The organism is Aeromonas sp. EU05-FHT14A05 (genome assembly GCF_058791175.1).
The window spans coordinates 161,645-188,259 of the sequence record NZ_JBYTDH010000002.1 but is presented as its reverse complement, the minus strand read 5'-3'; the positions used below and the strand labels follow the sequence as shown (position 1 = coordinate 188,259).

Genomic DNA, 26,615 nt, shown 5'->3' with positions numbered 1-26,615 from the left:
TGGCATGGCGCCTGCCTGCAGGCCATCTGAGTGGCCTTGTGTTATTAAATTACGATACTACACCAAGCCCGGTGGCATAGACAGTCGGGGGCGGACCCCCGAATGATTCAGGAATTATGCGGGGTATCAAAGCGGGATTCGCGCAAACCTTCTTTGACTTTCTTCAGGTTTTCGCGAAATTTCATGCCACGGCGCAGGGTGAAGCCGGTTGCCAGCACGTCCACCAGGGCGAGCTGGGCGATGCGGGAGGCCATGGGCATGTAGACGTCGGTGTCTTCCGGCACGTCCATGGAGAGCACCAGGTTGCACTCGCGGGCCAGGGGGGAATCCTTGGCGGTCATGCCGATGACGGTGGCATCGTTTTCACGGGCCAGGGCCGCGATTTCCACCAGTGCCTTGGTGCGGCCGGTGTGGGAGATCAGCACCACCACATCCCCTTCGCTGCTGTTGATGCAGCTCATGCGCATCATGACGATGTCGTCGAAACTCACCACGGGGATGTTGAAGCGGAAGAACTTGTTCTGGGCATCCCGGGCCACGGCGGAAGAGGCGCCCAGGCCGAAGAAGCTGATCTTCTTGGACTGGGTCAGGATGTCGACGCAGCGGTTGATGGCGGAGATGTCCAGGCTGTTCTTGGCGGCATCGAGGCAGGCCATGGTGGATTCGAAGATCTTGGCGGTATAGGTGTCGGGCCCGTCTTCCGCTTCCACGTGGCGGTTCACATAGGGGGTGCCGTTGGCCAGGCTCTGGGCCAGGTGCAGCTTGAAGTCGGGGAAGCCCTTGGTATCGAGACGACGGCAGAAGCGATTGACGGTCGGTTCGCTGACATCGGCCAGCTTGGCGAGGGTGGCAATGCTGGAGTGAATGGCGGTCTGGGGCGACGCCAGGATCACTTCAGCCACCTTACGCTCTGATTTACTGAAACTTTCCAAATTGTTCGTAATTTTATCGAGGGTATTCATCATTACCACCAGGCATTTTTGTAATTTAACTTCAGTGTCTGTGCACTAAATTCACAGCTCAAGCAGGTTTCCAATCTACTTGATGACTATACAAGACAAGCGCTTATCGGAACTAATCTCGTCCCTACAAAGTATGACTCATGTCTAATTATTTCGTGCTTTTGGTTACAAACTTCCATCTGTCCCTTGAAAACGCTTACAAATGTTGCAAAGCAACAACACTGTGAGCGGGCGCACAGTTGCATTCATCCGACGCGCCGCAAGGGAAGGGGCTCGGGTAGTATTGCAACCAAATAATTATGTCGGGACGGTAAGGGCCGCCCCGAGTCGGTAACGAAGGAGTTTGTTATGCAGCATACCCATGCGCTGGTGGGCGACGTAGGCGGTACCAATGCCCGGCTGGCCCTCTGCGAGCTGGCGACCGGCGCCATTTCCCAGGCAAAGACCTATTCCGGGCTGGCCCACCCCAGCCTCGAGGCCGTGGTGCGCCTCTATCTGGAGGAGCATGGCGTCAAGGTGGGCGAGGCCTGCATCGCCATCGCCTGTCCCATCAATGGTGACTGGGTCGCCATGACCAACCACAGCTGGGAGTTCTCCATCCGCGAGATGCAGACCAACCTCGGCCTGGATCGCCTGCAGGTGATCAACGATTTCACCGCCGTCTCCATGGCGGTGCCCGTGCTCGGTGAGAGTGACCGCATCCAGCTGGGGGGCGCCGCGCCCGTGGCCGGCAAGCCCATCGCCATCTATGGCGCAGGCACCGGCCTTGGGGTGGCGCACCTGGTGCAGGCCGGCGAGCAGTGGCTCAGTCTGCCGGGGGAGGGCGGCCACGTGGACTTCGCCGCCAACACGGAAGAGGAAGATGCGGTGCTGCAGGTGATGCGTGGCGAGCTGGGCCATGTGTCGGCGGAACGTTTTCTCTCGGGCCCTGGACTGGTCAATCTCTACCGCGGCCTGGTCAAATCCGATGGCCGTGAACCCGAGCCCTTTGCCCCCAAGGACATCACAGAGCGGGCGCTGGCGGGGGATTGCCTCGATTGCCGCCGCACCCTGAGCCTGTTCTGCGTGCTGATGGGCCGCTTTGCCGGCAACCTGGCCCTCAACATGGGCACCTTCGGCGGCGTCTACATCGCCGGCGGCATAGTGCCCCGCTTCCTGGAGTTCTTCATCGGCTCAGGTTTTCGGGTCGCCTTCGAGGACAAGGGGCGCTTCAAGCCTTATCTCAAAGAGATTCCGGTGTTCCTCATCACCCATGAAGGCCCCGGGCTGCTCGGGGCGGGGGCCTATCTGCGCCAGTCCCTCGGGATCCGCCTCTGAGGCGGATAAAGAATGCGCAAATGGTTCAGTCCCGATTCAGTGACCCTGGCGTAGAGTGACATCACGTACTCAAGAGGACAGGGTTTCATAGGGAATTGGAAGCTGTCTTCATCCGCTGGGTGCGAATTGTCACCTGACAAGCCTGAACTGTTTCACCGGCCCTTGCGGCCGGTTTTTTTATGTCTGTCCACCTGATGTCGTGGCATTCCCCCTATGAGGGAACCATAGGCGACGCCGTATCCAGGAGGATGTGGCAGAGCCGGTGAACCCTCATAAAGTGGTCTGAGAATGATGGAAGGAGCTGGAAGGTGCTGGATCCAGGCAGGGCAGAGCCTGCATTGAGATAGAGGTAAGGAAGGGCCCATGGCATGGGCCCTTATTGCGGTATCAGGGGAGGGTGATATGGAATCTGGCGCCGCCGAGCGGTGACTCGTCAACCCGGATCTTGCCGCCATAGCTGTGCACGATTTCGGTCACCACCGCGAGCCCTATCCCCTGGCCGGGGGAGCTGTCCGCCCGCACACCGCGCTGGAAGATCTGCTGCGATTTGCCGGGGTCGATGCCGGGGCCGTCGTCTTCCACCACGATGAGCAGGCCGCCGCCCTGGCGGTTGACCCGCACCTGGATCTCGCTGATGGCGAACTTGCAGGCGTTGTCGAGCAGGTTGCCCATCAGCTCCATCAGATCGCCCTGTTCACCGTGAAAGAAGACGTCGTCATCAAACTGGAAGCCGGTTTGCAGCTTCTTGTGACGGTAGACCTTGGTGAGGCTGGCCAGCAGCTTCTCGATGAGAGGCACCGGCTCGGTGCCCTTGCTGGCGAGGCGCTTTCGCCCCGTGACGGCACGGCGCAGCTGGTACTGGATGATCTGATCCATGGTGGTGATCTGCTCACTGATGTTGTCATGGATATCGTGGCCGAGCTTGAGCTCCTGGGCGGTGATCTGGATGAGCGCCAGCCGGGTTTTCAGGCTGTGGGCCAGATCGTTCAGGGCGTGCTGGTAACGCTGGGTCTGCTGGCGCTCGTTTTCCAGCAGCTGGTTGACCGACTCGGTCAGCGGTGTCAGCTCCCGCTCGTAGTCGTTGGAGAGCGACTCCCGGGAGCCTGCGCGGATCTCGTCAATCTGCCGCGCCATGGTGCGCAGGGAGGTGAGACTCCAGAAGCTGGTCAGCAGCAGCAGGGCCCCGAGCAAGCAATAGGAGAGCAGCGCCTGACGAATGCAGCGGTAGAGATACTCCCTGGTCTGGGCCTGGTAACGCTTGGCGGAATCGACCATGACCACGTAGTAGGTGGTGGGGCCGTCGCCGTGGTTGCGCAGGAAGCGCAGGCTGTAGATGAAGTAGCTCTCGCCGTTCTTGATGGTGTGCAGCTTGAAGAAATAGTCCTGATCCAGGCCGCCAAGGTATTTCATCAGATCCCGACAGATGGTCTCCTTGATGGTGATCACCTCCGGCATGTGCAGGCTGGACCAGCTCAGCTCACCGTCGGAACGGCAGATCAGGGTGTCGAGATTGGGGTCGATGGCATCCGGGGTGATGTTGCCGAGATCCGTGATGGCATGGGGATCGGGCTGCTTGGAGGAGAAGAGCTTGGAGAGATTCTCCTGCATGCGGATGCTGGCCTTCTGCGCCTGCTCCTCGGCGTGGCCAAGATAGAGGATATAGACGGAGAAGGTCATGATGAGCGCGATGACCAGCATGGCGCTCAGCATCAGCTTGAGGTGCAGCGAACGGCGGATCAGTTGCATGGGATGCAGCATGAAACGAGGCATCAGCTGCAGGAGAGGTTGAAGATGTAACCCTGGCGACGGATGGTGGAGATGGGGGCAATGACCCCTTCCGGATCCAGTTTCTTGCGCAGTCGGCTCACCATCACCTCTATGGTGTTCGGATCCCCTTCGCCATCGCCATAGAGCTGATCCAGCAGCTGCTGCTTGGAAACCACCTGACGGGCGTTGCGCATCAGGTATTCCAGGATCAGATACTCGAAACTGGTGAGCACAGTGACTTCGCCGGCGACGGTGAGCTCCTTGCGGGAGAGATCCAGCTCGTAGTCACCCGCCTTCACCCTGGGGGAGATGAAACCGGCGCTGCGACGCACCAGGGCATTGAGGCGGGCGAGCAGCTCGTCTTTCTGGAAGGGCTTGACCAGATAGTCGTCGGCGCCGGCCTCCAGACCTTCCACCTTGTCTTGCCAGTTGCCCCGGGCCGTCAGGACTATGATGGGGAAGGGGATCTGCTGCTCGCGCAGCCGGCTGATGAGCTGCAGACCGTCCATGTCAGGCAGGCCCAGATCGATGATGCCCACATCGATGGGGTAGTCGGCCGCATAGTGCAGCGCCACCTGGGCACTGTCGGTGCTGTGGACTTGATTCTGGGCCTCGGTCAACAGCGTGGTGAGGTGATGATTGAGCAGCTTGTCGTCTTCGACCAGTAGGATTTTCATAAGATGCATGATGATAAGGGTCCAGGCTGTCAATTAGAGGGTGTCTAAGGGGGAGAGTCAACGAGGATCCTACATAACCCCCCTGTATCGGGACTGAATCGTGCCTGCCTTTATTGTCATCACCCCGCCTCACTCCGTGACCAGGCTGATCCATGACCCCTCAACCAAAGCTATCGGCAACCTGGGGCTCACCCAGCACTTCAGTATCAGGGGTTGCGACTGTTCCTATCGCACGGGCCGGGGCTTGGCACATACTAGGCGCACTATTCAGGGGGCAGGGTGTCGGTCTAACAATGTCATTCTGATGGTTATGTTATCACTGAATTAGGTCATAAGATTATGAATTATTTATATTTTTCCGTCCTTGTCAGATGCCGGGTAGCTCCGTTTGTCTGGATGTGAACTTGTCTCTTGAAGAGCACTGAGTGAAAAATCCTATGGACGGTTTTTATTGAATCCTAGCCTGCATGGGGGTGGACTGTTGTTTTGACTGTTCATCCTTGGGTCAAACAAGATAGAATCTGGCCCAAAATCGGGTTTGGGGCTCTTAACTGCCCAAGATGTGAACAATGGGGCGCCAGGAATGCCTGGGTGAGCAAGGTGATGTGACGCCATTGTTAAACATCAACCAAAACAAGAAGCTGGAGGATATGATGACCAACAGCGCACACAATCAGGTTAAAAGCAGCATGTTGGGAGCTGTAACTCAAGGGCGGTAGCGTAATTTATTGCGAACAGGAAATATTTCTACCTACTGCCGCCTGGTGCTTGGTATGAGGTATGTGCCCAACTAATCAAGTGGACAGCATCTCAAATTATGGAATTTAACGTTCACCCAATCACTACAATCATATTTTTGCTCCAGAAATAAGCTGGTGGCATACAGCAATATCTCCTTATAAAAATATTTACTTTTCATTTAGTTAGATTGAAATCAGGAACCTCTCAATGAAAATCCTTGTGACTGGCGGTGCCGGGTTCATCGGATCTGCCGTTGTTCGCCACATTATCCAACATACCCAAGACTCAGTGGTCAACCTCGACAAACTCACCTATGCAGGCAATCTGGAATCCTTGGCCTGTGTCGCAAAAAGTGAACGTTATGCCTTTGAACAGGTAGATATCTGCAACCGCGCCGAGCTGGATCGCGTCTTTGCCGCCCACCAACCCGATGCAGTGATGCACCTGGCGGCCGAGAGCCACGTCGATCGCTCCATCACCGGCCCTGCCGATTTCATCGAAACCAATATCGTCGGCACCTACATGCTGCTGGAAGCAGCTCGCGCCTACTGGAACGGTCTGGACGAGATGCGCAAGGAGGCCTTCCGCTTCCACCATATCTCCACTGACGAGGTATATGGCGACCTGCCCCATCCCGATGAAGTTGCTCCCGGTGAGGCATTGCCGCTCTTTACCGAAACGACCCCTTATGCCCCGAGCAGCCCCTACTCTGCGTCCAAGGCCTCCAGCGACCATCTGGTGCGCGCCTGGCGTCGTACCTACGGCTTGCCGACCGTGGTTACCAACTGCTCCAACAACTACGGTCCCTATCACTTCCCCGAGAAACTGATCCCGCTGGTGATCCTCAACGCCCTGGATGGCAAACCGCTGCCGGTATACGGCAAGGGTGACCAGATCCGTGACTGGCTCTATGTAGAAGATCACGCCCGCGCGCTTTATACAGTGGTCACCACAGGTGTCATCGGCGAGACCTACAACATCGGTGGTCACAACGAGAAGCAGAACCTGGAGGTAGTGCATACCATCTGCGATCTGCTTGATGAGATGGTGCCGAAAGCAGGATCTTATCGTGATCAAATCACCTACGTGGCCGACCGCCCCGGTCACGACCGTCGTTATGCCATCGATGCCAGCAAGATGAGCGCCGAGCTCGCCTGGCAACCGCAAGAAACCTTTGAATCCGGTATCCGCAAGACAGTGCAGTGGTATCTGGATAACCAGCAGTGGGTCAACAACGTGAAGAGTGGATCCTATCAGTCCTGGATCGATCAGCAGTACGGGGAGAAGAAGTAATGAAAGGCATTATTCTGGCTGGTGGCTCAGGCTCTCGCCTTCACCCGATCACGCGCGGCATTTCCAAGCAACTGCTGCCGATATATGACAAACCGATGATTTACTACCCCCTGTCGGTACTCATGTTGGCTGGCATCAAGGATATCTTGATCATCACGACGCCCGAGGATTTGGAAAGTTTCCAGCGTCTGCTTGGCAATGGTGAACAGTTCGGCATTAATCTGCAATACACGGTACAGCCGTCACCGGATGGACTGGCCCAAGCCTTTATTCTGGGTGAGGAGTTTATTGGCCAAGACAGTGTCTGCCTGGTGCTTGGCGATAATATCTTTTTTGGTCAGGCGTTTGGCAAGCAGTTACAAAAGGCGATTGCCAATCAGGAAGGTGCCACCGTATTCGGTTACAAGGTGATGGATCCCGAGCGCTTTGGCGTGGTTGAATTTGATGAAGAGTTCCGTGCCAAATCCATCGAAGAAAAACCGGTAAAACCGAAATCGAACTGGGCTGTCACTGGGTTGTATTTCTATGACAACTCCGTCATCGAGATCGCCAAGAGCATCAAGCCTTCTGAGCGCGGTGAGCTTGAAATCACCAGTGTCAACCAGGCATATCTGGATCGTGGTCAACTGAAGGTAGAACAGCTGGGGCGTGGCTTCGCATGGCTTGATACCGGTACCCATGATTCTCTGATTGAAGCTTCTCAGTTCGTGCAAACCGTTGAAAAGCGTCAGGGATTCAAAATCGCATGTCTTGAAGAGATTGCGCTTAACAATGGCTGGTTGAACCGTGATCAAATAAAGAGCATTGGTAGCAGCATGGCAAAAACCGGTTATGGCAAGTATTTGTTGAGTCTGATCAAATAAGAGATGTCGACATGAATGTAATCAAAACAAAAATTGCAGATCTGCTGATTATTGAACCGAAAGTATTTGGTGATGAGCGCGGTTTCTTTTATGAAACCTACCAAGAGGCGCGTTACAAGGCCGCTGGAATCACCGTGGATTTCGTCCAGGACAACCGCTCTCGCTCTACACAAAATGTACTGCGCGGTCTGCATTTCCAGAAAACCAAACCACAAGGAAAACTGGTCACTGTGACCCAGGGTCGTGTATTTGATGTTGCTGTCGATTTGAGACCAGACTCTCCTACTTTTGGTCAGCATGAATCTGTCTTGCTGACGGGAGAAAACAAGATCCAGTTCTACGTTCCGCCTGGATTTGCCCATGGTTTCTGCGTACTGAGTGAAACGGCCGATTTCCAATACAAATGTACCGATTACTATGACCCTGCTGATGAAAGCGGGTTGTTGTGGAATGATCCCGCACTGGGGATCGAGTGGCCGTTGACGGAGCCGCTGTTGTCACCGAAAGACAGTGTGCAGCCCACGCTGGCCCAGATCCGTGACAACCTGGTGAATGGGTGGTGAGCATGAAACGTTACACAGTGTTTGGTGGGCGTGGCTTTATCGGCAGCGAGATCGTCAGCATGCTGGAAGCTGCCGGTCAGGATGTCTGGGTGCCGCCGCGCGACGATGAAAGTGTATTTGACACCGATCTGGGGACAGTGATCTACTGTGCGGGGCAGGGCGACTGCAAGAATGCTCCGCTGGGTGTGTTTGACGCCAACTGTCGTTTGCTGGCCGATCTGCTGGCACGAGGCAAGTTTGAGCGTCTCCTCTATGTCTCTTCCACCCGTGTATACATGAACCAGGACTCGGCGGCAGAAGGAGATGATCTGAAGGTATGTTCCGATGATCAGCGCCGGCTGTTCAACCTCACCAAGCTGGTATCAGAAGAACTCTGTCTGAAAAGTGGCCGCGATATTACCATCGTCAGACCGAGCAATGTCTATGGCGTTGCCCTGCACAGTCCGCTTTTCTTGCCGGCGATCACCCGTAATGCCATCAATCACGGCAAGGTCGATATGTATATTGACCAGGATTATGCAAAAGATTACGTTTCGGTGACGGATGTTGCCCGCGCCTGTATAACTTTGGCCACTCATCCTGAGAGTGTGGGACAAATCATCAATATCGCCGCAGGATATAATATTACTGCACGACAAATAGCTGATGTATTACATAAGTTCACGGCATGTGAGATTATGTGGCATAAGATCCCTTTCCCAAATGAAAACTTCCCTCAGACAGCTATCAGTAAAATCATATCTCTTATCCCTGATTATCAACCAAGGAATGTACTCGAAGACATTGAGTTGATGATAGCGGAATTTAAAACTCATTTGGCTGCACACTGATGAGTGGATTTAATAGACTGCTGAAGAACTCAGTAGCAAATATAATTAATGGCTTTTCAAATGTAATATTGGGGATAGTTATATCCCCTTTCTTATTGCAACGTCTACCAATTGATAGCTTCTCGATATGGAATTTGAGTATTCAAGTTGGAGCATTCTTTGCTCTCATTGGTTTTGGATGTCAGTTGACGGTTGCGAGAAACATTACAATCGCGAGAGAAAAACAAGACTCTATAATGGAGCACCAGATAATAAAAAATGGTATTATTTTAAGCTCGCTTGGTATTTTAATTAGTTGTCTATTATTGGTTTTAATTTATAATAGTTTTTATTCTTTATTTAGTGAAGTAGAGGGGATTGAAGCATCAGAGGATAAGGTAACTTTTTTTGTTGTAGCTATATCATTTGTTATTGGTCTAATATCGTCTGTATTTAGTGGGTTTTTTACTGGGATAGAGAGAAATGATATCCCAGCAATGATAAATCTATTGTCAAGAGTTATATTAGGTGTCTGCATTGTAATGTCGGCACAATATGGCATTAAAGTAATGTCATATGTATATCTAGTCATTAATATTTTATCTTACTTGACGATATATATATCATATTCTTTTTTCAGGAACACTCTAGTTAATCAACCATCAAAAGATGATTCTGAGTACAGGTTTGGAAATTTTTTTTCATATTTCATTGGTATAAGTGTCTTTAATTTAGCTTCCTTTATGTTGGTCGGTTTAAATGGGATCTTAGTAGGAAAATATGCTTTTAATGAGTTTGCATATTATTCATTGGGAATGAGCTTAGTAACCGCTGCTGTAGGATTTATTAATGCCGCGATGTCACCAATAATACAGCCGTTGGTGAAGCTCTCTAATAGAAGTGACTCTTCAAAAAATCTAAACAAATTATTATACAACCTTACTTTTATTGTTATGTGGTTATCTATCATCGCTATAATAATAGCATTTTATATCGGACCATACATTTTGAATTTATGGGTAGGAGATTCTATATCTATCCATGTAGAAAATATATTTATATCTTTGATGGCTGTTAATCTTGTTAGGTTAGTTGGTGCTCCACTGGGTCTATTATATATAGCTCAAGCTAAGCAGAATAAAATAATGCACTATCCGCTAATAGAAAGTGTCATTAGCGTTGTATTGACTATTTTTCTAATTAGTTCCTATGGAATGTATGCGGTACCTATAGGGCTGGCTATTTCAGTTTTCCTAATACTATTTATATATTCATTTAAATTGTTAAATATACTAGATGATCATAGTTATTTTATTAGATATAAATTTATTTTCTCAATATATCCACTGTCAACGTTCATTTTTATTATCGGTTTAGTCGAGGCGAAAAAAGAGAGCATAGATATTTTAATATATATGCTAAATTTCGTATCAGTTCTAGCTCTAATAATAGGTGGATATTTGGTGTTGAGAAAAGCAAAAAATATTAAAAAAATTCTCGAGGTGTGATTCATGATTGGACGATTGATCAACTTGATATATAAAATTAAATATAGATTTTTCCTAGATAAGAGAGTTGAGATATCACCTCATAATGTGTTCATCCATAATGCTGCGACATTTATAGTTACAGGTAATTCAGACTCTAATATAACAATAAATAAGAATGTGTATGTTGGTAGATTTGCAAATATACATACTGGCTCTCAAATTATAATCGGGGAGGGGACTGTTTTAAGTGACTATGTGTATTTAAGTACACTCTCACACGGATTAGATCCACAGTCAGGACCAATAATGCAACAAGAGTCTTATGATAAGGGTCCAATAATTCTAGGTGAAAATGTATTCGTTGGCTTTGGTTGTAAAATTATGCCTAATGTCACACTAGGAGACTGGTGTATTGTTGGTGCTGGTGCGGTTGTGACAAAATCGTTTCCTGGTTATGTAATGATTGCAGGAAATCCGGCTAAAATAATTAAAAAATATGATTCCCAATCTAATAAATGGGTGAGTTAAATATGTACTTTGACAAAATAATAAATGGCATGTTTTTGATATATAGTCAGCTAAAGTACAAGATTCTCATGCATAGTTTTGGCCACAAAAGTAGAATAATAAAGCCTATGCTAATTTCCAACCATAAGAATATTTCTGTAGGTGATAATGTTTTTATTAGAGATGGCGTTAGATTAGAAGTTGTTGACCCACAGAATGATATTGTAATAAAAATTGGAAATAACGTTAACATAGAACAATATGTTCATATCGTTGCTCGATGCAATATATCAATAGGTGATAATGTATCTATTACTGGCGGATGTTCTATTGTAGATGTTGTCCATCCATATAATGATGTGTTCGCAGCCAATAAAATAGGTGACAGAATAGAAGATGTATGTATGCCGGTGTTGATAGGTGACGGAAGTTTTATTGGCTTCGGTTCACATATAAATCCTGGTGTAACAATAGGTCGTAATTGCATTGTAGGAGCAAGATCTGTCGTCACTAAAAATGTAGATGACTACAGCGTAGTCGCTGGGAATCCTGCAAGAATAATCAAAAAGTATAATTTTGATAAGCATGTATGGGAGAAAGTATAGTGTATTCGTCAAAAATAGGTCTTGTTACGGTCCTTTATAATACACCTGAAGTGTTACCCGACTTTTTTAAAAGCCTTGCATGCCAGAATTATAAAAACTTTATTCTCTATGTAATTGATAACAGCTCGAAACCCGAATCACTTCGTCTGGCACGAGAGCTGGCCGCTCAGTATGGTATTGAAACTACCTTTATTGACAATCAGGGCAACAATGTCGGTGTAGCTGCCGGAAACAATCAGGGGGCACTTGCCGCAGGGCGTGATGGTTGTGACTATATCGTTTTCATTAATAATGATCTATTGTTTGAGCAAACGACTGTATTTTCAGAGCTGGTTCAGGCGGCAACAGACGATAATGTGAAGGTCTTGAGTCCACTTATTCTGAATTATCCAGCGGGCAACATTTGGTACGCAGGTGGGGAAATCGATGAGCTCAGGGCGGTTGCCCCACACTTTCTGATTGATGAGGTATATCAGCCTCAAACCATCAGACGTGCATGTTTCACTTATGCACCTACCTGCTTTCTCATGGTCTCTCGTGATGTATGGGAACGTGTCGGGCTTATGGATGAACGCTATTTTGCTTATTATGACGATACTGATTTTCTATATCGTATAGTACAATCAGGTGTTCTAGTTGAATTAATTCCTAATGCATTAGTCTACCACAAAGTGGGCAGTTCTACGGGAGGGGATATCTCACATTTTGGTATGTATCATCTCACTCGAAATCGTATCTATTTCATCAAGAAGAACATTAGAGGAATAAAGAAGGTTATCAGCCTCTCATATACGCTGATGACAAGGGTTGTTCGAATGTTGACAATAAAAAATCCCGAACTGCGCAGCGCTATTGGTAAAGGTATTCTTGACGGGTTGAAAATGTAATATGAAGGTCTCTAGTTTCCCAGTGCTATTACCATCTGGGTGGTTCATGATAATGGCATTGCCATCAATGCTGATGGTTTTTAAACTTGCCTCATCTTTCTCTATTGGAATTCTCTGTTCATCGGTCATATTTTTAATTGCACTGCTCATACTTTCACTACTGCGTAGGAATAATTCTCGTTTAGAATATAGCGTGAAAAGCATTATTTTATTGATGTTTTCTTTGTTATTTATAATGTTGCATTTCTATATTTTAAATATGCTTCGATTTCATTTCAATCAAATTGACTTGAATCGTTTTATGTTGAGCTACATAACATTCAGCCTGATGTTGTGCTGTGCATTATCGATTGCTACATCACTAAAAATGGTGAGTGATGACTATTTTTACAAATCCTGCATGGTGATATCAATAGTTCTGTTCGGTAATGGATTGATATCTTTGAGTCAGATTGATTTTTTTGGTACCGGCTTAGCAAAACCTTCTTTCATCTATTTAGAGCCATCACACTTTGCACTAGTTGTAGCGCCGTTCGTCTCTTACTATTGCCTAACGACAACGAGAGTAAAGGGCATATTAATGCTGCTCTTTGTTGCGGGATGGGCTGCATATATTCAAAATATGACAATGATGTTGGCCGTCCTTATTGCATATTTACTCTCAACGAGAAATAATTTGTTTTTGTCACTATGCGCATTATTACTTGTAGTGAGTACACTGGTCATTTTTATTGATGCAGATAAACTTAGTTATTTTAGTGATCGCCTGTCGCTTTCTGGCAGTAGCGATAATCTTTCTGTACTTGTGCTATATCAAGGATGGGATAACGCCATAAAGACACTCACCGGGTCCTGGTTAGGTGGTGGTTTTCAGCAATTTGGTATAACGACCTTAACCGGTGATGTTAGTGAGAAACTATATCAATTGCTAGGTTTTGATATAAATCAATTTGATGGTGGCTCTACTGCACCTAAAATTGTTGGAGAATTCGGAATATTTGGTTTGATATTGTTAGTTGTTTACCTTGTTGCATTGATCTCATTGTGCAGGAAAGTTCGCACCAAAAGTATCGAAAGTAAGAAAGATCTCTTTGCTTCGACGGTAATAATAACCAGTGTGCTGGAATTTTTTGTTAGAGGGGTTGGCTATTTTAGTCCATCATTGTTTATGCTCGCGGTCAGTGTTTTCTATCTATTAGATAAAACAAGAAAAGAAAAAAAATTCCAAAAGGAAAGTCATATATTATGAAATTGGTTATAGATGGGATTATTGAAAGCTTACAAAATAACGGTGGTTGCACGGTATATTTCAACCAGTTTCTTTCTTTTCTACAGCAAGAGAACAAGGTTTCTCTGGCGTATATGCGTTTCTTTCCTGTCATGGGGGAAAATATTTCTTTGCATGATTCGAATTGTACGTTAGTGAAACGGGACCAACGTTTCTTGGAAAGGTGGCGTGATGTAGACACATCTCAGCTTGGTGATGATATTATCTTCCACTCTACCCATTACAGGCTACCTACTCGCAACGTCAGGACCGTCACCACCGTACATGATTTTACTTATGAGTTGTATCGGAAAGGCCCTGCCCGTTGGATGCACTCTTGGCAGAAATTTAGGGCGATCAGAAACAGCGACCTGGTGATTTGTGTTTCTCAAAACACAGCTGATGACCTGATGCGTTTTTGTCCTATTGAGAGAGATAAAATTCGAGTTGTTTACAACGGAGTTTCTGAGTCTTACTTTCCGATAGAAGGAGCACAGAAAGACTGTAGCGTTATTTTTGTGGGAGCTCGCGGTTGGTATAAGAACTTTACGATTGCTGTTCGTACGCTGCACCTATTTCCCTATCTGAAGCTCAGTATTGTTGGAGGGGGGGCTCTGACACCTGAAGAAACTGCATTGTTGGAAGAGTGTATTCCTGGCAGGTACGAGTGGCTGGGACGTGTTCCTGATAGTGGATTAAATGAGCTCTACAACAAGGCTTATTGCCTATTTTATCCCTCAAGCTACGAAGGGTTCGGTATTCCGGTAGCCGAGGCCATGCGCTCGGGATGTCCTGTTGTCGCTGTACATACTTCATCAATCCCCGAGGTTGCTGGCGATGCTGCACTGCTAGTTAAGGAAGCTACTGTTGATGCATTCAGGGATGCCTTTACCCAACTTGAGTCCGACACACTTAGAAAAAAACTGATAGCAGATGGTCTGGTTCAGGCAAAAAAATTCTCTTGGGAAAAATGCTATCAAGATACCTTGTGCGTATATCAGGAGTTGATGGAGTAAAGTATGCGATTTTATATAGAGCACTATGGTTTTTTTGGGTGTGTTAGATTGGCAATAGAGGTCATTTTCACCAAATTTAGATTTCGCAATGCAAAAGTGATAAGAACCCCATTTGAATGTCGTGGGAAGAAACATATCAACATTGGTCTGGGGTTCACTACAGGAAGATATTGCAGGCTAGAAGCACATGGTTCAGAAGGAATGAACATCATCATCGGCAATAATTGCCAGATTAATGATTCTGTCCATATTGCTGCTGCGGAAAGTGTTCTTATTGGTGATGATGTGCTGATTGCAAGTCGAGTTTTTATCACGGACCTCAATCATGGCAGCTATAGCGGGGTCGATCACTCTCATCCTGATTCAATCTGCAGGGAGCGGGCATTGCATACCAAGCCGGTTGTCATTGAGTCAAATGTTTGGCTTGGGGAAGGCGTGGTCGTATTACCTGGCGTCAACATTGGCAAGGCCTCCATCATTGGAGCGAACTCAGTGGTTTCCAGAGACATACCAGCTAACTCCATTGCAGTAGGCAATCCGGCAAGAGTGATTAAACAGTTTGATTTCCAACGTGGGCAATGGGTGGCTGTTGATGCGAAGTAATGCTGGTGCCGTGTTGATATGCCCGGATTTTTTTGATTATAAAAGTTTACTTACAGCCGAGCTTGAACGCCGCTACGCGTCGGTACTCTCTTTTTCTGACCGGCCGCACTGTACCTCAGTAGAAAAGGCATTGATAAAGTTTAATATTCTTGGATATGCCCATATAGCTGCCAAAAAATATAGTGCTGAAATTTTCTATTCGATTGCTGACAAGCTTTCTGAAATCGCTGAAGTCATTATTGTCAAAGGGACTTGTGTATCTCCTTGTCTGATCGAGAAAATTAAAAAACTCAATCCAAAAACAAGAGTGATCTGTTACAGCTGGGATTCCATTTCAAATATAAAGACGTTTCCTTTATTGGCAGTCAAAGCTGATGCAGCATATACATTTGATATTGCTGATTGCATGAAGTATGGATACACTTATTTACCTCTGTTCTATTCTGATAAAAAATGCTACGGTTATTCTGTTGCCAAAAAATATAAATATAGTTTCATCGGCAGCTATCATGGTGATCGTGTAGCCGTTTTACAACGCATTTTATCCCATGAAAATGATGCCAGTGTATATGTGAAAATATTTTTTCAGAGTAAATTGCAATTTGCTTTTTACTACCTTCTCGATCCAGCCTTGCGCACTGCCCCTAAGGAGTGGCTCACATTCAAGCCACTGGCAAGGGCAACAATTACTGATGTGGCTGAACATAGTGAATATGTTATAGACATACATAATGCCAATCAAACCGGGCTCACCATGCGGACTTGGGAAACCTTGGGTGATAGACATCAATTGGTGACGACGAATGCGGCAGTACTTTGTCATGCAGACATGAAAGATGTCGTTGTCATTGACAGGAATACAGGAAAGCGATGGTCTGATTCACAGTGTGCTCGCTACCTGGATGAGATGTTGGATTCCACACTGAGTGGAGATGCGTTGTCCATATCTACATGGCTTGATAACTTGTTGATAAAAAGTGAAAATTAATATGGCTGTTATTCCCGTAATCATGGCTGGGGGCTCTGGCTCCAGGCTTTGGCCCATGTCTCGTGAGCATTTCCCAAAACAGTTTCTGAACTTGTATGGCAATAATTCGATGCTGCAAGAGACTGTAAACCGGCTTGCTAATATCGAATGTACCGCTCCCCTTATCCTGTGCAATGAAAAGCACCGTTTTATCGTGGCCGAGCAACTTCGCCAGCTCAATATTCTTGCCAATAACATTATTCTTGAGCCGGTAGGAAGAAATACAGCACCGGCAATAGCCCTAGCCGCTATACAAAGCCTGCAAGACGCCGGCGATGCTCATGACCCGATATTGTTGGTGCTGGCTGCTGACCACTTGATTCAAGATCAACAGGCATTCACCAATGCTATCAACAGTGCCATCCCATTCGCCGAATCGGGAAAGTTGGTGACATTTGGAATTGTCCCCAATTCACCAGAGACGGGATATGGTTATATTCATCGTGGCAGTGAGTTGCATGCTCCCCAGAAATGCTCAAAAGCATATAGTGTTAATCAGTTCGTAGAGAAACCAAATCTGGATATTGCCAAGACCTATTTGGCGAGCGGTGAATATTACTGGAACAGCGGCATGTTCATGTTTAGTGCTCGTCGTTACCTAGTTGAATTGAAGAACTCACGTCCTGACATATACGATGCATGCATGGCATCAATGGATGATGTCAGAAGTGATCTGGATTTCATTCGGATTAATCATGATGCGTTCAGTGAATGTCCCAGCGATTCAATTGATTATGCCATTATGGAAAAAACCTCGGATGCGATAGTTGTTCCAATGGATGCAGGTTGGAATGATGTGGGTTCATGGTCATCCTTGTGGGACATCTCAGAAAAAGACTCTTGTGGTAATGTTTGCCGTGGTGATGTTATTTTGACTGAAAGTCATAATAACTACGTTTCTGCCGAGTCTGTTCTAGTTTCAACCATAGGTGTAGATAACCTTGTCATCATTCAAACAAAGGACGCCATTCTTGTTTCAAGTAAAGATAAGGTACAAGATGTCAAATCGATTGTGGAAGAACTAAAGCGTCGTGGCCGGAAAGAATACAGAACTCACCGTGAGGTATACAGGCCTTGGGGACAATATGACTCCATTGATGATGGCAATGGTTATCAAGTCAAAAAGATATTGATCAGACCCGGAGAACGTTTATCAACACAGATGCATCATCATAGGGCGGAACACTGGATTGTGGTGTCAGGTACTGCCAAAGTGACTAATGCTGAGCGAGAGTTTCTGATTACTGAAAATGAATCAACTTTTATCCCGATTGGTGCAATACATTCGCTTGAAAACCCGGGGAAGGTTGATTTGGAGTTGATTGAGATCCGCTCTGGTAGATATCTCGATGAGGATGACATTGTTCGTTTAAGTGATAAATATGGTCGGGTTGACGGAGGGAAGTATGATTAAGCAAGGCGATCTTGTGAGCAAGAATGTCATAAATCAAAGTGGCATTGAATTTGGTACCAGCGGCGCTAGAGGTCTTGTCACGGATTTTACTCCAGAAGCATGTTTTGCATTCACTTGCGCTTTTATTTCTGTCATGAAGTTTTCCTACAGCTTCAATCAAGTAGCGCTGGCCATTGATAATAGACCCAGCAGTTATGACATGGCGATGGCCTGTGCGACGGCATTGAAGGCTATGGGATTGGAGCCTGTCTATTACGGTGTCATACCAACGCCGGCACTGGCCTATAAAGCGATGAAAGATAGTATTCCCTGTATCATGGTGACAGGAAGCCATATTCCATTTGATCGAAATGGGCTAAAATTCTATCGCCCAGATGGCGAAATCTCCAAGAGTGATGAATTGGCTATTCTTTCGGCAGAGGAAACATTCTCGGTTGCAAGTGATCTGCTATGCTTGGAGCCAAGGACTGATGCCGCTGCTGCCTATATGGAGCGTTATACCTCGCTTTTTGATAATCCGCCTCTTGTTGGCATGAGACTCGGTATTTATGAGCACTCGAGTGCCGGTCGTGATATCTATGCCGTACTCTTTGAAAGATTAGGCGCTGAAGTCATCTCTCTGGAACGCACAGAGAGTTTTGTGCCTATCGATACCGAGGCAGTTTCTGAAGCCGATCAAGACAAGGCCAAGAAATGGTCCCAGTTGTACAATCTCGATGCCATTTTTTCTACAGATGGTGATGGTGACCGACCTTTAGTTGCTGACGAATCAGGAAATTGGTTGAGAGGCGATATATTGGGTCTGCTGTGTGCCGCCAAATTAGGCATAGAAGCCGTTGCTATCCCTATTAGCTGTAATTCAGCCGTGAGCTCTTGTGGTAAATTTGAAAATGTCACATATACAAAGATTGGCTCGCCATACGTATTGGAGGCATTTCCAGCATTGAACCTCAAATATGGTTCTGTTGCTGGCTTTGAAGCCAATGGTGGATTCCTGCTTGGCAGTCAGGTGACGTTCAATGGTCAGACCTTGGCTCCTTTGCCAACCCGGGATGCAGTTTTGCCAGCATTGATATTGTTTGTTAGTGCTCAATCATCAAAAATATCAGCAATGGTTGGTGATCTTCCCCAAAGATTTACTTACTCGGATAGAATCAAGGATTTTCCTAGAGAGAAAAGTAAGAAAATAATTGAACTAGGCGTTTCCGACATGTCATTGTTAATGTTGGATCTTCACTTCGATAAGGCTGAGATAATATTGGTTGATCAAACCGATGGGTTGAGAATTGTATTCTTAGGCGGCGATGTATTACACCTTCGACCTTCAGGCAATGCACCTGAACTCCGATGTTATGCTGAGTCTGAAAGCGTTGAGAGGGCGAAGGCCATCGTGAATCAGTGCCTTGGTTATTTGCAAAAATCGATTTAAAATAGTCTTCCAAAAATCAATTCGTACAAATTTTAATCGCATGGGGTAATACATTGAGTTATCAACGCCGTCACTCACGCTGGTATGAGCGTGCTTTATTAAGCCCCCCTTCCTTATTTTTCTTTGGAGCCTTGCTTGCTGTGTGTTTACCTGCCATCGAGCGCTGGGGATGGGGCTTTTGGGAGGGACTCGATGCGGTAAGAGTCAACACCTTAGTTGGTGCTTTTGTGGCGTTTCTGCTGACAGGGATAGTACTCCATCGTTTTCTGCGCTATCCGGGGGCCAGCCCGGTTGCCTACATGATCCCCACGGTGACAACCCTCTATGGGGCGCTTGTCGGAATCCTCTTCTTCCTGCGTCTGCCTTACAGCCGTCAGGTATTGTTTGAGTCATATGTAGTAGCGCTGCTCTGCTGCTGGCTGGTTTACTTCATTGGTCGCCGCTATCGGACTCCAAAGTATGCACTGCTGCCTTTTGGTGACTATCAGCCTCTGACCCATCATGATTGTGTACAGTGGCGTCTATTGGATAAACCTGATCTGGGTGCCGTTCGCTATGACGCCGTGGTGGCGGACCTGCGAGATGAAAAGCTGGCTGGTGAGTGGGAGCGTTTTCTCGCTCGCTGTGCTCTGGCCCATATTCCCGTCTACCACATCAAGCAGATCAGCGAGACCCTCACCGGCCGGGTGAAGATTGACCATCTGCACGAGAACCAGCTGGGCTCCCTCTTGCCGTCCCCCGTCTATGCCTTCATTAAGCGGGGCATGGACATACTGGCTGCGGTGATCGCGATTCCTCTGTTCTTACCACTGATGTTGGTAACGGCTGTGCTGATAAAGCTGGAGAGCCCGGGTCCCGTGATGTTCTTGCAAAACCGTGTCGGCAAGGGGAATAAAGATTTTTGTATCTATAAGTTCCGCAGCATGTGCAAGGACTCGGAAAAGGCAGGAGCTCAGTTCGCCCAGGACGGTGACATGCGTGTCACCCGCGTGGGCAAGGTGATCCGCAAGCTGCGCATCGATGAGCTGCCGCAGTTCTTCAATGTCCTCAAGGGGGACATGAGCCTGATTGGGCCGAGGCCGGAACAGCGTACCTTTGTCGACCAGTTCGAGCGGGAGATCCCCTTTTATATGTATCGCCATATAGTGCGTCCGGGGATCAGTGGCTGGGCGCAGGTGGTGCACGGTTATGCTGCCGATGCCGATGATACGCGCATCAAGATTGAGCATGATTTTTACTACATCAAGCACTTCTCGCTCTGGCTCGATGTGCTCATCGTGTTCAAGACCATCCGCACTATCCTCACAGGTTTTGGTGCACGGTAATCCCTGATGAGGATCTTGCTGTTGGGGGCTCGTGGCCAGTTGGGACGAGCCCTTTTTTCTGCTCTTAACCATGACACCTTCCCTTGGGAAGTGGTGGCGCTGGGCAGAGGCGAGTGTGACATTGCTGATCCGCGCTCCCTGACGGATGCCCTGAACCGTCACCGCCCGGATGTCATCATCAATGGCGCCGCTTATACGGCGGTCGATCGTGCGCAAGCTGAGCCTGAACTTGCAGAGAGTGTCAATCACGCAGCAGTGATGACCCTGGCCCAGGAAGCAAAGGCCCGGAGCGCCCTGCTGGTGCATTTTTCCACCGACTATGTATTTGATGGCTCCGGGGTAAGGCCCTGGAATGAGACGGACAAGCCTTGTCCCCTTAATGTTTATGGTGCCAGCAAATATGCCGGTGATCAGGTAATACAAGCGCTATGTCCTGACCACCTGATCTTTCGCACCAGTTGGCTCTATGGCGGGGAAGGCCCGCATTTTGCTCGTACCATCCTTTGCCGTGCTAGGGCGGGGATCCCCCTTCAGGTGGTAGATGATCAATGGGGGGCACCAACTCAGGTTCACTGGCTGGCAAGGGTAGCGGTGTTTGCGCTAACACAAGTGTTGAACGATCCGGGTAAGAGAGGTTTGTATCATCTGGCTTGCGGGGGGGAGACAAGCTGGTATGGCTTTGCCTCTGCACTGGTGCGAGAAGCCTGTCGGTTGGGGCTGCTGACACATTCCGTTCCGATTAATCCCATTCCGTCGGCGAACTGGCCCCAGGCAGCCCGTCGGCCGCTCAACTCCAGGCTCGATTGCAGATTGTTCTCCACTGTTTTTGGCATCAGGCTGCCTTCCTGGCAGAAGCAGATGACTCTCTGGCTGGTCAGTCAAGATGCCGATCATGGGGCGGAGGATGCGTGTCCCTTCCCATGAGTTGCCCCTCTTAATTCCATGGAGTCCCATGATCCAGCGTAAAGGCATCATACTAGCCGGCTGTTTGGCCACTTGGTTCTATCCTGCGACCCTGGCTATCAGTAACCAATTGCTGCCCGTCTACGATAAACCCATGATCTATTACCCCCTGTCGACCCCCGATGCAGGCGGACCTTCTCGACATCTTGGTCATCAGCACTTCCCTGGATCTTTCTCGCTTCGAGCTGTTATTGGGAGATGGCAATCAGTGGGGCATGCACTTTCGCTATCCGCTGCAGAATGAGCAGCCCCGCTGCTTGTAGAGCCTTTCCTCGCCGGTAGTCCCTGCCTTGCCGGCTATATCTTTTATGGAGGGCTAGTTGCCTTATCAGCTTCAGTGGACCAGCGTCAGGATGGCCTGTTTGCCAACTATGTGCGGGATGCTGAGCGGTATTGTGCTTTGGTATTCGATGGACAAGGAATAGGGGCAGCCATAGTCGATAAGCCTTTCTGTCCGGTGAGCCTGTATGTGATGGCAGGCATCTATTTTTATGATGGCCTGGCTCGACGCTGGCAATTGCGTGGCCCCTCATGGACAATGTGCCATTAGTCTTGCCGGACAAAGACCGTCAGGCTCCTTTCTGGAAGTAACATCATCATCTTTAGAGCCCAGTATGAACAAAAAAGTATTCGATAACTCAGATAGTCAGCTGCCTCAGGGTTGGCAAGCCTCCTCTGGCGATGAGATTGATCTACGCGAGCTGATTCTGATGCTGTGGCGTCAGAAAATATTGATCCTGCTGACAGCAATCATATTTGCCATTGCAGGCATTGCCTACGCCCTGCTGGCCCCCCAGGTCTGGGTCAGTCAGGCCGAGATCAAACAGCCTACCCTCAAGGAGGTGGAATCGCTCGAGCTCAACATCAACCAGCTGATCAACGCCCAGATACCGGTGACAGCTTTTACCTCCTTCGATAAGAAGGCGCTCTACGATGATTTTGTAAACAGCTTCAACAGCTTCAATAACAAGCGTCAGTTTCTGATGGAGAAAGGTTATCTGGATGCCGAGGCGACGCAGTCCGGGGCAACGGACGCGCAAGACAAGCGGCGTTTGCTCAAGAAAATGACTGAAGGGATCAGTGCCAAGGCCCCGGACAAACTGCGCGAAGATGTCACCCTCTCCTTCGCCGCAGGCACGGCGACCGAGGCCAAGGAGCGTCTGGCGCAATACATCGCTTTCATACAGATGCAGGAGTCGGCGGCCAAGGGCAAGGAGCTCAATACCATCTGGCAGAACCGGATCAAGACGCTGCAGACCCAGTATGAGAGTGCCAAGGCCGATACCCTCAAACAGCTGCAAGACGATATTCTGCGTACCGAGTACGGTCTTCGCATCGCCCAGGTGGCCGGACTGGAGGCGCCGGTGCAGAACCTGCAGGATCAGGGCAGCCTGCCCATCGACCTGGGGGCTCGCGCTCTGGCGGAGAAGCTCAAGATCCTCAAGGAGATCAAGAATCCCGAGTTCATGAACCCAGGGATCGGCGATCTGCGCCTGCAACTCAGCAGTCTCCAGGCCATCAAGCTGGAGGAGCTACCGTTCCAGTCCTTCGCCTATCTGGCTTCACCGAGTGAACCCCTGAGCCGTGACAAACCCAAGCGCTCACTGGTCGTGGTTTTGGCCACTTTGCTTGGCGGCATGCTGGGCGTGGGCATAGTGCTGGTCCGTCATGCGTTTCGCAGGCCAGAGCCAGCATGATGGCAAGGAAGTGAACAAGGGGGCGGTTGCCCCCTTTTACGTATTGGACGCTTGGTGACGACACCATGGAAATGACGCTGCAGGGATCAGGGACGATGAGGACAACAACAGGGATCTTTGGCTTGGTCAGCATCCTCTACTGGCTGCTGGGCATGCACTTTTTCATGCACAACCCGGGCGGGGCCGGGCTCTACCTGCCCTTCAACGCCTGGGGCTGGATCTTCGCGAGCCTGGTGATGGCGCTGGGACTGTGGCAGGTCACCCTCAGCCAGCGGCTGGTGGTTTCGCCGCTGCTGACGGCCCTGTGGCTGGGGGCCTTGCTGCTGCTGTTGCCCATGGCTTATCCGGGCTTCGAGCTCAAGGACTATGCCATCCCCCGCCTGCTGGGGCTGTTTGCCGGTCTGCTGTTTCTCGCTTGCCTCTATCAGTGGCGACTGGACCGTCAGATGCGGGATCGGCTGCTCTACCTGCTGCTGGGGGCGGTCGCCATAGAGGCGCTGCTCGGCCTGGTGCAGTACTACCTGCTGGTGCCGGGCAACTGGATTGGCTACGACACCAGGACCAATCGCCCCTATGGCATCTTCCAGCAGCCCAATGTGATGGCAAGCTTTATGGCGACCGGGCTTGCCCTGGCGATATGGCTTCAGGTGCGAGGGCACGTCAACCCCTGGCTCAAGGGGCTGCGTCATGCCGTGATCCTGGCGACCGCCTTGCTGCTGGTGGTGCTGCAGTCCAGGGTGGGTCAGCTGGGAGGCGCCTTGGCCCTGATCCTGCTGTTGCCGCAGTTGCATCGCGAGCGGCAACTGGGCCGGGTGCTGGGGCTGGTTGGGCTGGGCATAGCGCTCGGGCTGGCTTCCCAGTACTGGATGGCCGGGGCCAGGCGGGGGCTTGAGATGTATCAGTCCGGCGGCATGAGATCCATCTACTGGCCCTATGCCGCCAGGCTGATTGCCGAGGCGCCCTGGACCGGCTGGGGCTATGGCAGTTTCGAGTCCGTGTTCCTCCAGCATTACATGGCGGACAAGGCGCTCAATCCCGCCATGGTGCAGATCGAGTACAACCTGGATCACCCCCACAACGAGTTTCTCTACTGGGCGGTGGAGGGGGGGCTGGCCCCCATGCTCGGCATGGCGCTGATGGGCGGGGCCCTGCTGTGGCGACTGGGTCGGGCTGGCTGGGTCAGGGGGAGTGCCTTGCTGGCCCTGGTGATCCCCATACTGCTGCACACCCAGACCGAGTATCCCTTCTACCATGCCATTGCCCTGTGGTGGGCGCTGCTGCTGCTCATCCATGTGCTGGATGCGGAGGTGGAGGAGGGGGGAAGCGCTGGCCATGCCAACTGGCGGGAGCATGTCTATCGCCCCTGGCTCTTGCTGCGTTTCCTGGCCATTGGCATCCCTCTGATCGTCGTTCCCTTCATGCTGACGGCCCTGCATACCGCCTGGGTGGTGACCAAGTATGAGCGCGGCGGCTACAAGCAGCCTGCGCTCTTGCTCGACATCGTCAACCCCATGGCCTGGCTGACCCGGGTGGAGTTCGACGTCAATGCGGTGCGCCTGATGGTGGGTTTGCAGGCCAACAACAAGTCAGAACTGGAAGCCTATCTCGACTGGGGGCAGGCGTTTGTGCGTCATACCCCCAGGGCCAACATCTACGCCAACATGGTGATCGCCCTCAATGCGCTGGGACGGACCGAAGAGGCCAGCCGCCTGCGCACCCAGGCGCTAATGCTCTATCCGGGTGAGCCCTTGCTCACCGCCTCGGCGGCCAAGTCGGTCGCTTCGACCCTGGAGCCCAAGCCCTCCTCATGAGCGGGCCGGGCACCGCTTCTCCTTATCCCATCACGGCCGCCCTGCGGCCGTGATCATTTCCACCTCAGGCAAGCTCACAGTCAGGATCGGCGGTGTAGTCTCCCGAATGGGGATGGCGGGGCCGCGCAGGCGCGGTGTCGGCGCCATCGGGTCTCAGTCGTCATCGGAGTCGACATAGTGAAGAAGATTGCATCCATCATTACCAGCCTGCTCATCCTGATGGGCACACCGGCCCTCGCAGGCACCAGCGCCCAGGTGGAATACGGCACAGTGCAAGAGAGTCGCATCCTGACCCAGGAGGTGGCGCCCCAGCAGGGCGGAACCCGGCCACTTCGTACCATAGGGGCCGCCGCCCTGGGTGCTGCCGTCGGCAGCCAATTTGGCGGTGGCTCTGGCCAGACCGTCGCCACCACTGTGGGGGCAGTGGCGGGGGCCGAGGCTTCCCGTCGCCGTCAGGGCAACCAGCAGAGCGTGCAGGGCAAGCAGACAGTCGAGCTGCTGATCAAGACCGAGGCAGGCAAACTGCTCAGCGTCGTGCAGGATCAGGATCCCGCGCTCACGTTCAATAAAGGGGACAAGGTGCGCATCCTGACCACGGGAACGGATACCCGGGTCGACAAGTCCGTCTAGGCGCTGCCTGGTGTTGGCTTCCTGGCGGTATGGTGTTGCCCTTTGGCCGTGGCCGGGTTGTACGATGTTTCATCAAGGGTTTCATCGGCTCGCAAAAATGCGGTTCCGTGCTGGACGGCGAGAGCGCCTTGGCTAAGATAACGGCCTTAACGTTTGGCAATGGAGGTTGAAGTGGAGATAGTACTAGGCCCATTAGAGGCTCGCGTGATCGGCTGCCTGATAGAGAAAGAGATCTGCACGCCGGATCAGTACCCTCTCTCTCTCAATGCACTGGTCAATGCCTGCAACCAGAAGAGCAACCGTGAACCCGTGCTCGAGCTCGCCGAGCTGGATATCCGCGCCGTCATCGACGAGCTGATCCGCCGCCGCCTGGTGGTCAACACCGCCGGCTTCAATGCCCGGGTGCCCCGCTACCAGCACCGTTTCTGCAACACCGAGTTCGGTGAACTGAAGTTCAGCGCCCAGGAGCTCGGCATTATCTGCGAACTCCTGCTGCGGGGCCCCCAGACCCCGGGTGAGCTGCGTTCGCGCACCAACCGGCTGTGCAGCTTCGACGATGTGACCGAGGTGGATGCGGTGCTGGCCGCGCTGGTCGAGCGGGGACCCTATGTGGTCAAGCTGCCCCGGGAGCCGGGCAAGCGGGAATCCCGCTATGCCCACCTGTTTGGCGGCGAAATCGATCTGGAAGCCTTGGCCGAGGCCGCTCCCGCCAGCAGCTATGCCTCTCCTGCCGCCGATCGCCTGAGCCAGCTGGAAGAGGAAGTGGAGCGCCTCAAGTCGCAGTTGCAGGCCCTGGAAGCCCGTCTGGCGCACCTGGAAGGCTGAATCCGGCGAGTTTGCTTACCCCATCAAGAGGCGCTGCGGCGCCTTTTTTCATGCCCTGCTGGCCGCCCGCAGAAGAGGGGCTGCCCGGCTCCCTGTCCCCGCTTTTATGAGCCTGACCGCTTTTTTT

General features: G+C 50.3%; 24 protein-coding genes and 1 pseudogene. 22 read left to right on the top strand and 3 right to left on the bottom strand.

The window, feature by feature from the left end; all coding sequences use genetic code 11:
* Positions 1 to 107: 107 nt before the first annotated feature.
* Positions 108 to 962: a MurR/RpiR family transcriptional regulator gene (locus AC3WR3_RS04140; protein ID WP_167402227.1), complete on the bottom strand. Its 855-nt coding sequence runs from the start codon at positions 960 to 962 to the stop codon at positions 108 to 110.
* Between the two features lie 348 nt (positions 963 to 1,310).
* Here AC3WR3_RS04140 and glk point away from each other — a divergent pair, with 348 nt between their 5' ends.
* Complete coding sequence (glk, locus tag AC3WR3_RS04135; RefSeq protein ID WP_492291241.1) at positions 1,311 to 2,279, top strand: glucokinase; 969 nt, start codon at positions 1,311 to 1,313, stop codon at positions 2,277 to 2,279.
* Positions 2,280 to 2,666: 387 nt separating this feature from the next.
* On the opposite strand, the gene AC3WR3_RS04130 is transcribed toward glk, so the two are convergent.
* Both AC3WR3_RS04130 and AC3WR3_RS04125 read right to left on the bottom strand, forming a co-directional pair.
* The gene (locus AC3WR3_RS04130) at positions 2,667 to 4,025 is read right to left on the bottom strand and encodes an ATP-binding protein (protein ID WP_492291240.1); all 1,359 of its coding nucleotides are present in this window, start codon (positions 4,023 to 4,025) and stop codon (positions 2,667 to 2,669) included.
* A 23-nt stretch (positions 4,026 to 4,048) separates the two neighbouring features.
* On the bottom strand, positions 4,049 to 4,723 hold the full coding sequence (locus AC3WR3_RS04125; protein ID WP_025327574.1) for a response regulator: 675 nt from the start codon (positions 4,721 to 4,723) through the stop codon (positions 4,049 to 4,051).
* 948 nt (positions 4,724 to 5,671) lie between these two features.
* Here AC3WR3_RS04125 and rfbB point away from each other — a divergent pair.
* The 21 genes and pseudogenes from rfbB (at position 5,672) to AC3WR3_RS04020 (ending at position 26,488) form a co-directional block, all read left to right on the top strand.
* Positions 5,672 to 6,757 carry a dTDP-glucose 4,6-dehydratase gene (gene rfbB, locus AC3WR3_RS04120; RefSeq protein ID WP_492291239.1) on the top strand — a complete coding sequence of 362 codons (1,086 nt, stop codon included), beginning with the start codon at positions 5,672 to 5,674 and terminating at the stop codon, positions 6,755 to 6,757.
* A complete protein-coding gene (rfbA, locus tag AC3WR3_RS04115; protein WP_492291238.1) occupies positions 6,757 to 7,620 on the top strand; it encodes a glucose-1-phosphate thymidylyltransferase RfbA in 864 nt (287 codons plus the stop codon). The genes rfbB and rfbA overlap by 1 nt, the downstream gene beginning before the upstream one ends.
* Before the next feature lie 11 nt (positions 7,621 to 7,631).
* On the top strand, positions 7,632 to 8,183 hold the full coding sequence (gene rfbC / locus AC3WR3_RS04110; protein WP_492291237.1) for a dTDP-4-dehydrorhamnose 3,5-epimerase: 552 nt from the start codon (positions 7,632 to 7,634) through the stop codon (positions 8,181 to 8,183).
* Between the two features lie 2 nt (positions 8,184 to 8,185).
* Positions 8,186 to 9,013, top strand: a complete 828-nt coding sequence (locus AC3WR3_RS04105; RefSeq protein WP_492291236.1) for an NAD-dependent epimerase/dehydratase family protein — start codon at positions 8,186 to 8,188, stop codon at positions 9,011 to 9,013.
* Positions 9,013 to 10,500, top strand: a complete 1,488-nt coding sequence (locus AC3WR3_RS04100; RefSeq protein ID WP_492291235.1) for a lipopolysaccharide biosynthesis protein — start codon at positions 9,013 to 9,015, stop codon at positions 10,498 to 10,500. The genes AC3WR3_RS04105 and AC3WR3_RS04100 overlap by 1 nt, the downstream gene beginning before the upstream one ends.
* A gap of 3 nt (positions 10,501 to 10,503) precedes the next feature.
* Positions 10,504 to 11,010, top strand: coding sequence for an acyltransferase (locus AC3WR3_RS04095; RefSeq protein ID WP_492291234.1), 507 nt, complete (start codon positions 10,504 to 10,506; stop codon positions 11,008 to 11,010).
* Between the two features lie 395 nt (positions 11,011 to 11,405).
* Positions 11,406 to 11,555 (top strand): annotated as a pseudogene (locus tag AC3WR3_RS04090) (DapH/DapD/GlmU-related protein); the annotation flags it as partial.
* Positions 11,556 to 11,578: 23 nt separating this feature from the next.
* Entirely contained in the window at positions 11,579 to 12,481 is a 903-nt protein-coding gene (locus tag AC3WR3_RS04085) for a glycosyltransferase family 2 protein (RefSeq protein WP_479759621.1), read from the top strand.
* Positions 12,482 to 12,674: 193 nt separating this feature from the next.
* Positions 12,675 to 13,730 (top strand): hypothetical protein, encoded by a 1,056-nt coding sequence (locus tag AC3WR3_RS04080; protein ID WP_492291233.1) that lies wholly within the window; start codon positions 12,675 to 12,677, stop codon positions 13,728 to 13,730.
* Positions 13,727 to 14,764: a glycosyltransferase family 4 protein gene (locus AC3WR3_RS04075; RefSeq protein WP_492291232.1), complete on the top strand. Its 1,038-nt coding sequence runs from the start codon at positions 13,727 to 13,729 to the stop codon at positions 14,762 to 14,764. The genes AC3WR3_RS04080 and AC3WR3_RS04075 overlap by 4 nt, the downstream gene beginning before the upstream one ends.
* A gap of 3 nt (positions 14,765 to 14,767) precedes the next feature.
* Complete coding sequence (locus AC3WR3_RS04070) at positions 14,768 to 15,367, top strand: LbetaH domain-containing protein (RefSeq protein WP_492291231.1); 600 nt, start codon at positions 14,768 to 14,770, stop codon at positions 15,365 to 15,367.
* The gene (locus AC3WR3_RS04065) at positions 15,357 to 16,355 is read left to right on the top strand and encodes a WaaS/CpsH family glycosyltransferase (protein WP_492291230.1); all 999 of its coding nucleotides are present in this window, start codon (positions 15,357 to 15,359) and stop codon (positions 16,353 to 16,355) included. Before AC3WR3_RS04070 ends, AC3WR3_RS04065 begins: the two co-directional genes overlap by 11 nt.
* Position 16,356: 1 nt before the next feature.
* A complete protein-coding gene (locus AC3WR3_RS04060; RefSeq protein ID WP_479759630.1) occupies positions 16,357 to 17,808 on the top strand; it encodes a mannose-1-phosphate guanylyltransferase/mannose-6-phosphate isomerase in 1,452 nt (483 codons plus the stop codon).
* Positions 17,801 to 19,237, top strand: a complete 1,437-nt coding sequence (locus AC3WR3_RS04055; RefSeq protein ID WP_492291229.1) for a phosphomannomutase — start codon at positions 17,801 to 17,803, stop codon at positions 19,235 to 19,237. Before AC3WR3_RS04060 ends, AC3WR3_RS04055 begins: the two co-directional genes overlap by 8 nt.
* Before the next feature lie 53 nt (positions 19,238 to 19,290).
* Complete coding sequence (locus AC3WR3_RS04050) at positions 19,291 to 20,562, top strand: sugar transferase (protein WP_479759634.1); 1,272 nt, start codon at positions 19,291 to 19,293, stop codon at positions 20,560 to 20,562.
* Positions 20,563 to 20,568: 6 nt separating this feature from the next.
* Entirely contained in the window at positions 20,569 to 21,486 is a 918-nt protein-coding gene (rfbD, locus tag AC3WR3_RS04045; RefSeq protein WP_492291228.1) for a dTDP-4-dehydrorhamnose reductase, read from the top strand.
* Positions 21,446 to 21,769 (top strand): sugar phosphate nucleotidyltransferase, encoded by a 324-nt coding sequence (locus tag AC3WR3_RS04040; RefSeq protein WP_492291227.1) that lies wholly within the window; start codon positions 21,446 to 21,448, stop codon positions 21,767 to 21,769. Before rfbD ends, AC3WR3_RS04040 begins: the two co-directional genes overlap by 41 nt.
* 247 nt (positions 21,770 to 22,016) lie before the next feature.
* Positions 22,017 to 23,222 carry an LPS O-antigen chain length determinant protein WzzB gene (locus tag AC3WR3_RS04035; RefSeq protein ID WP_492291226.1) on the top strand — a complete coding sequence of 402 codons (1,206 nt, stop codon included), beginning with the start codon at positions 22,017 to 22,019 and terminating at the stop codon, positions 23,220 to 23,222.
* 95 nt (positions 23,223 to 23,317) lie between these two features.
* Positions 23,318 to 25,033 (top strand): PglL family O-oligosaccharyltransferase, encoded by a 1,716-nt coding sequence (locus AC3WR3_RS04030; protein ID WP_404836760.1) that lies wholly within the window; start codon positions 23,318 to 23,320, stop codon positions 25,031 to 25,033.
* Between the two features lie 177 nt (positions 25,034 to 25,210).
* Entirely contained in the window at positions 25,211 to 25,663 is a 453-nt protein-coding gene (locus AC3WR3_RS04025) for a glycine zipper 2TM domain-containing protein (protein WP_202046148.1), read from the top strand.
* A 171-nt stretch (positions 25,664 to 25,834) separates the two neighbouring features.
* Positions 25,835 to 26,488, top strand: coding sequence for a YceH family protein (locus tag AC3WR3_RS04020; RefSeq protein ID WP_042649459.1), 654 nt, complete (start codon positions 25,835 to 25,837; stop codon positions 26,486 to 26,488).
* Positions 26,489 to 26,615 lie beyond the last annotated feature (127 nt).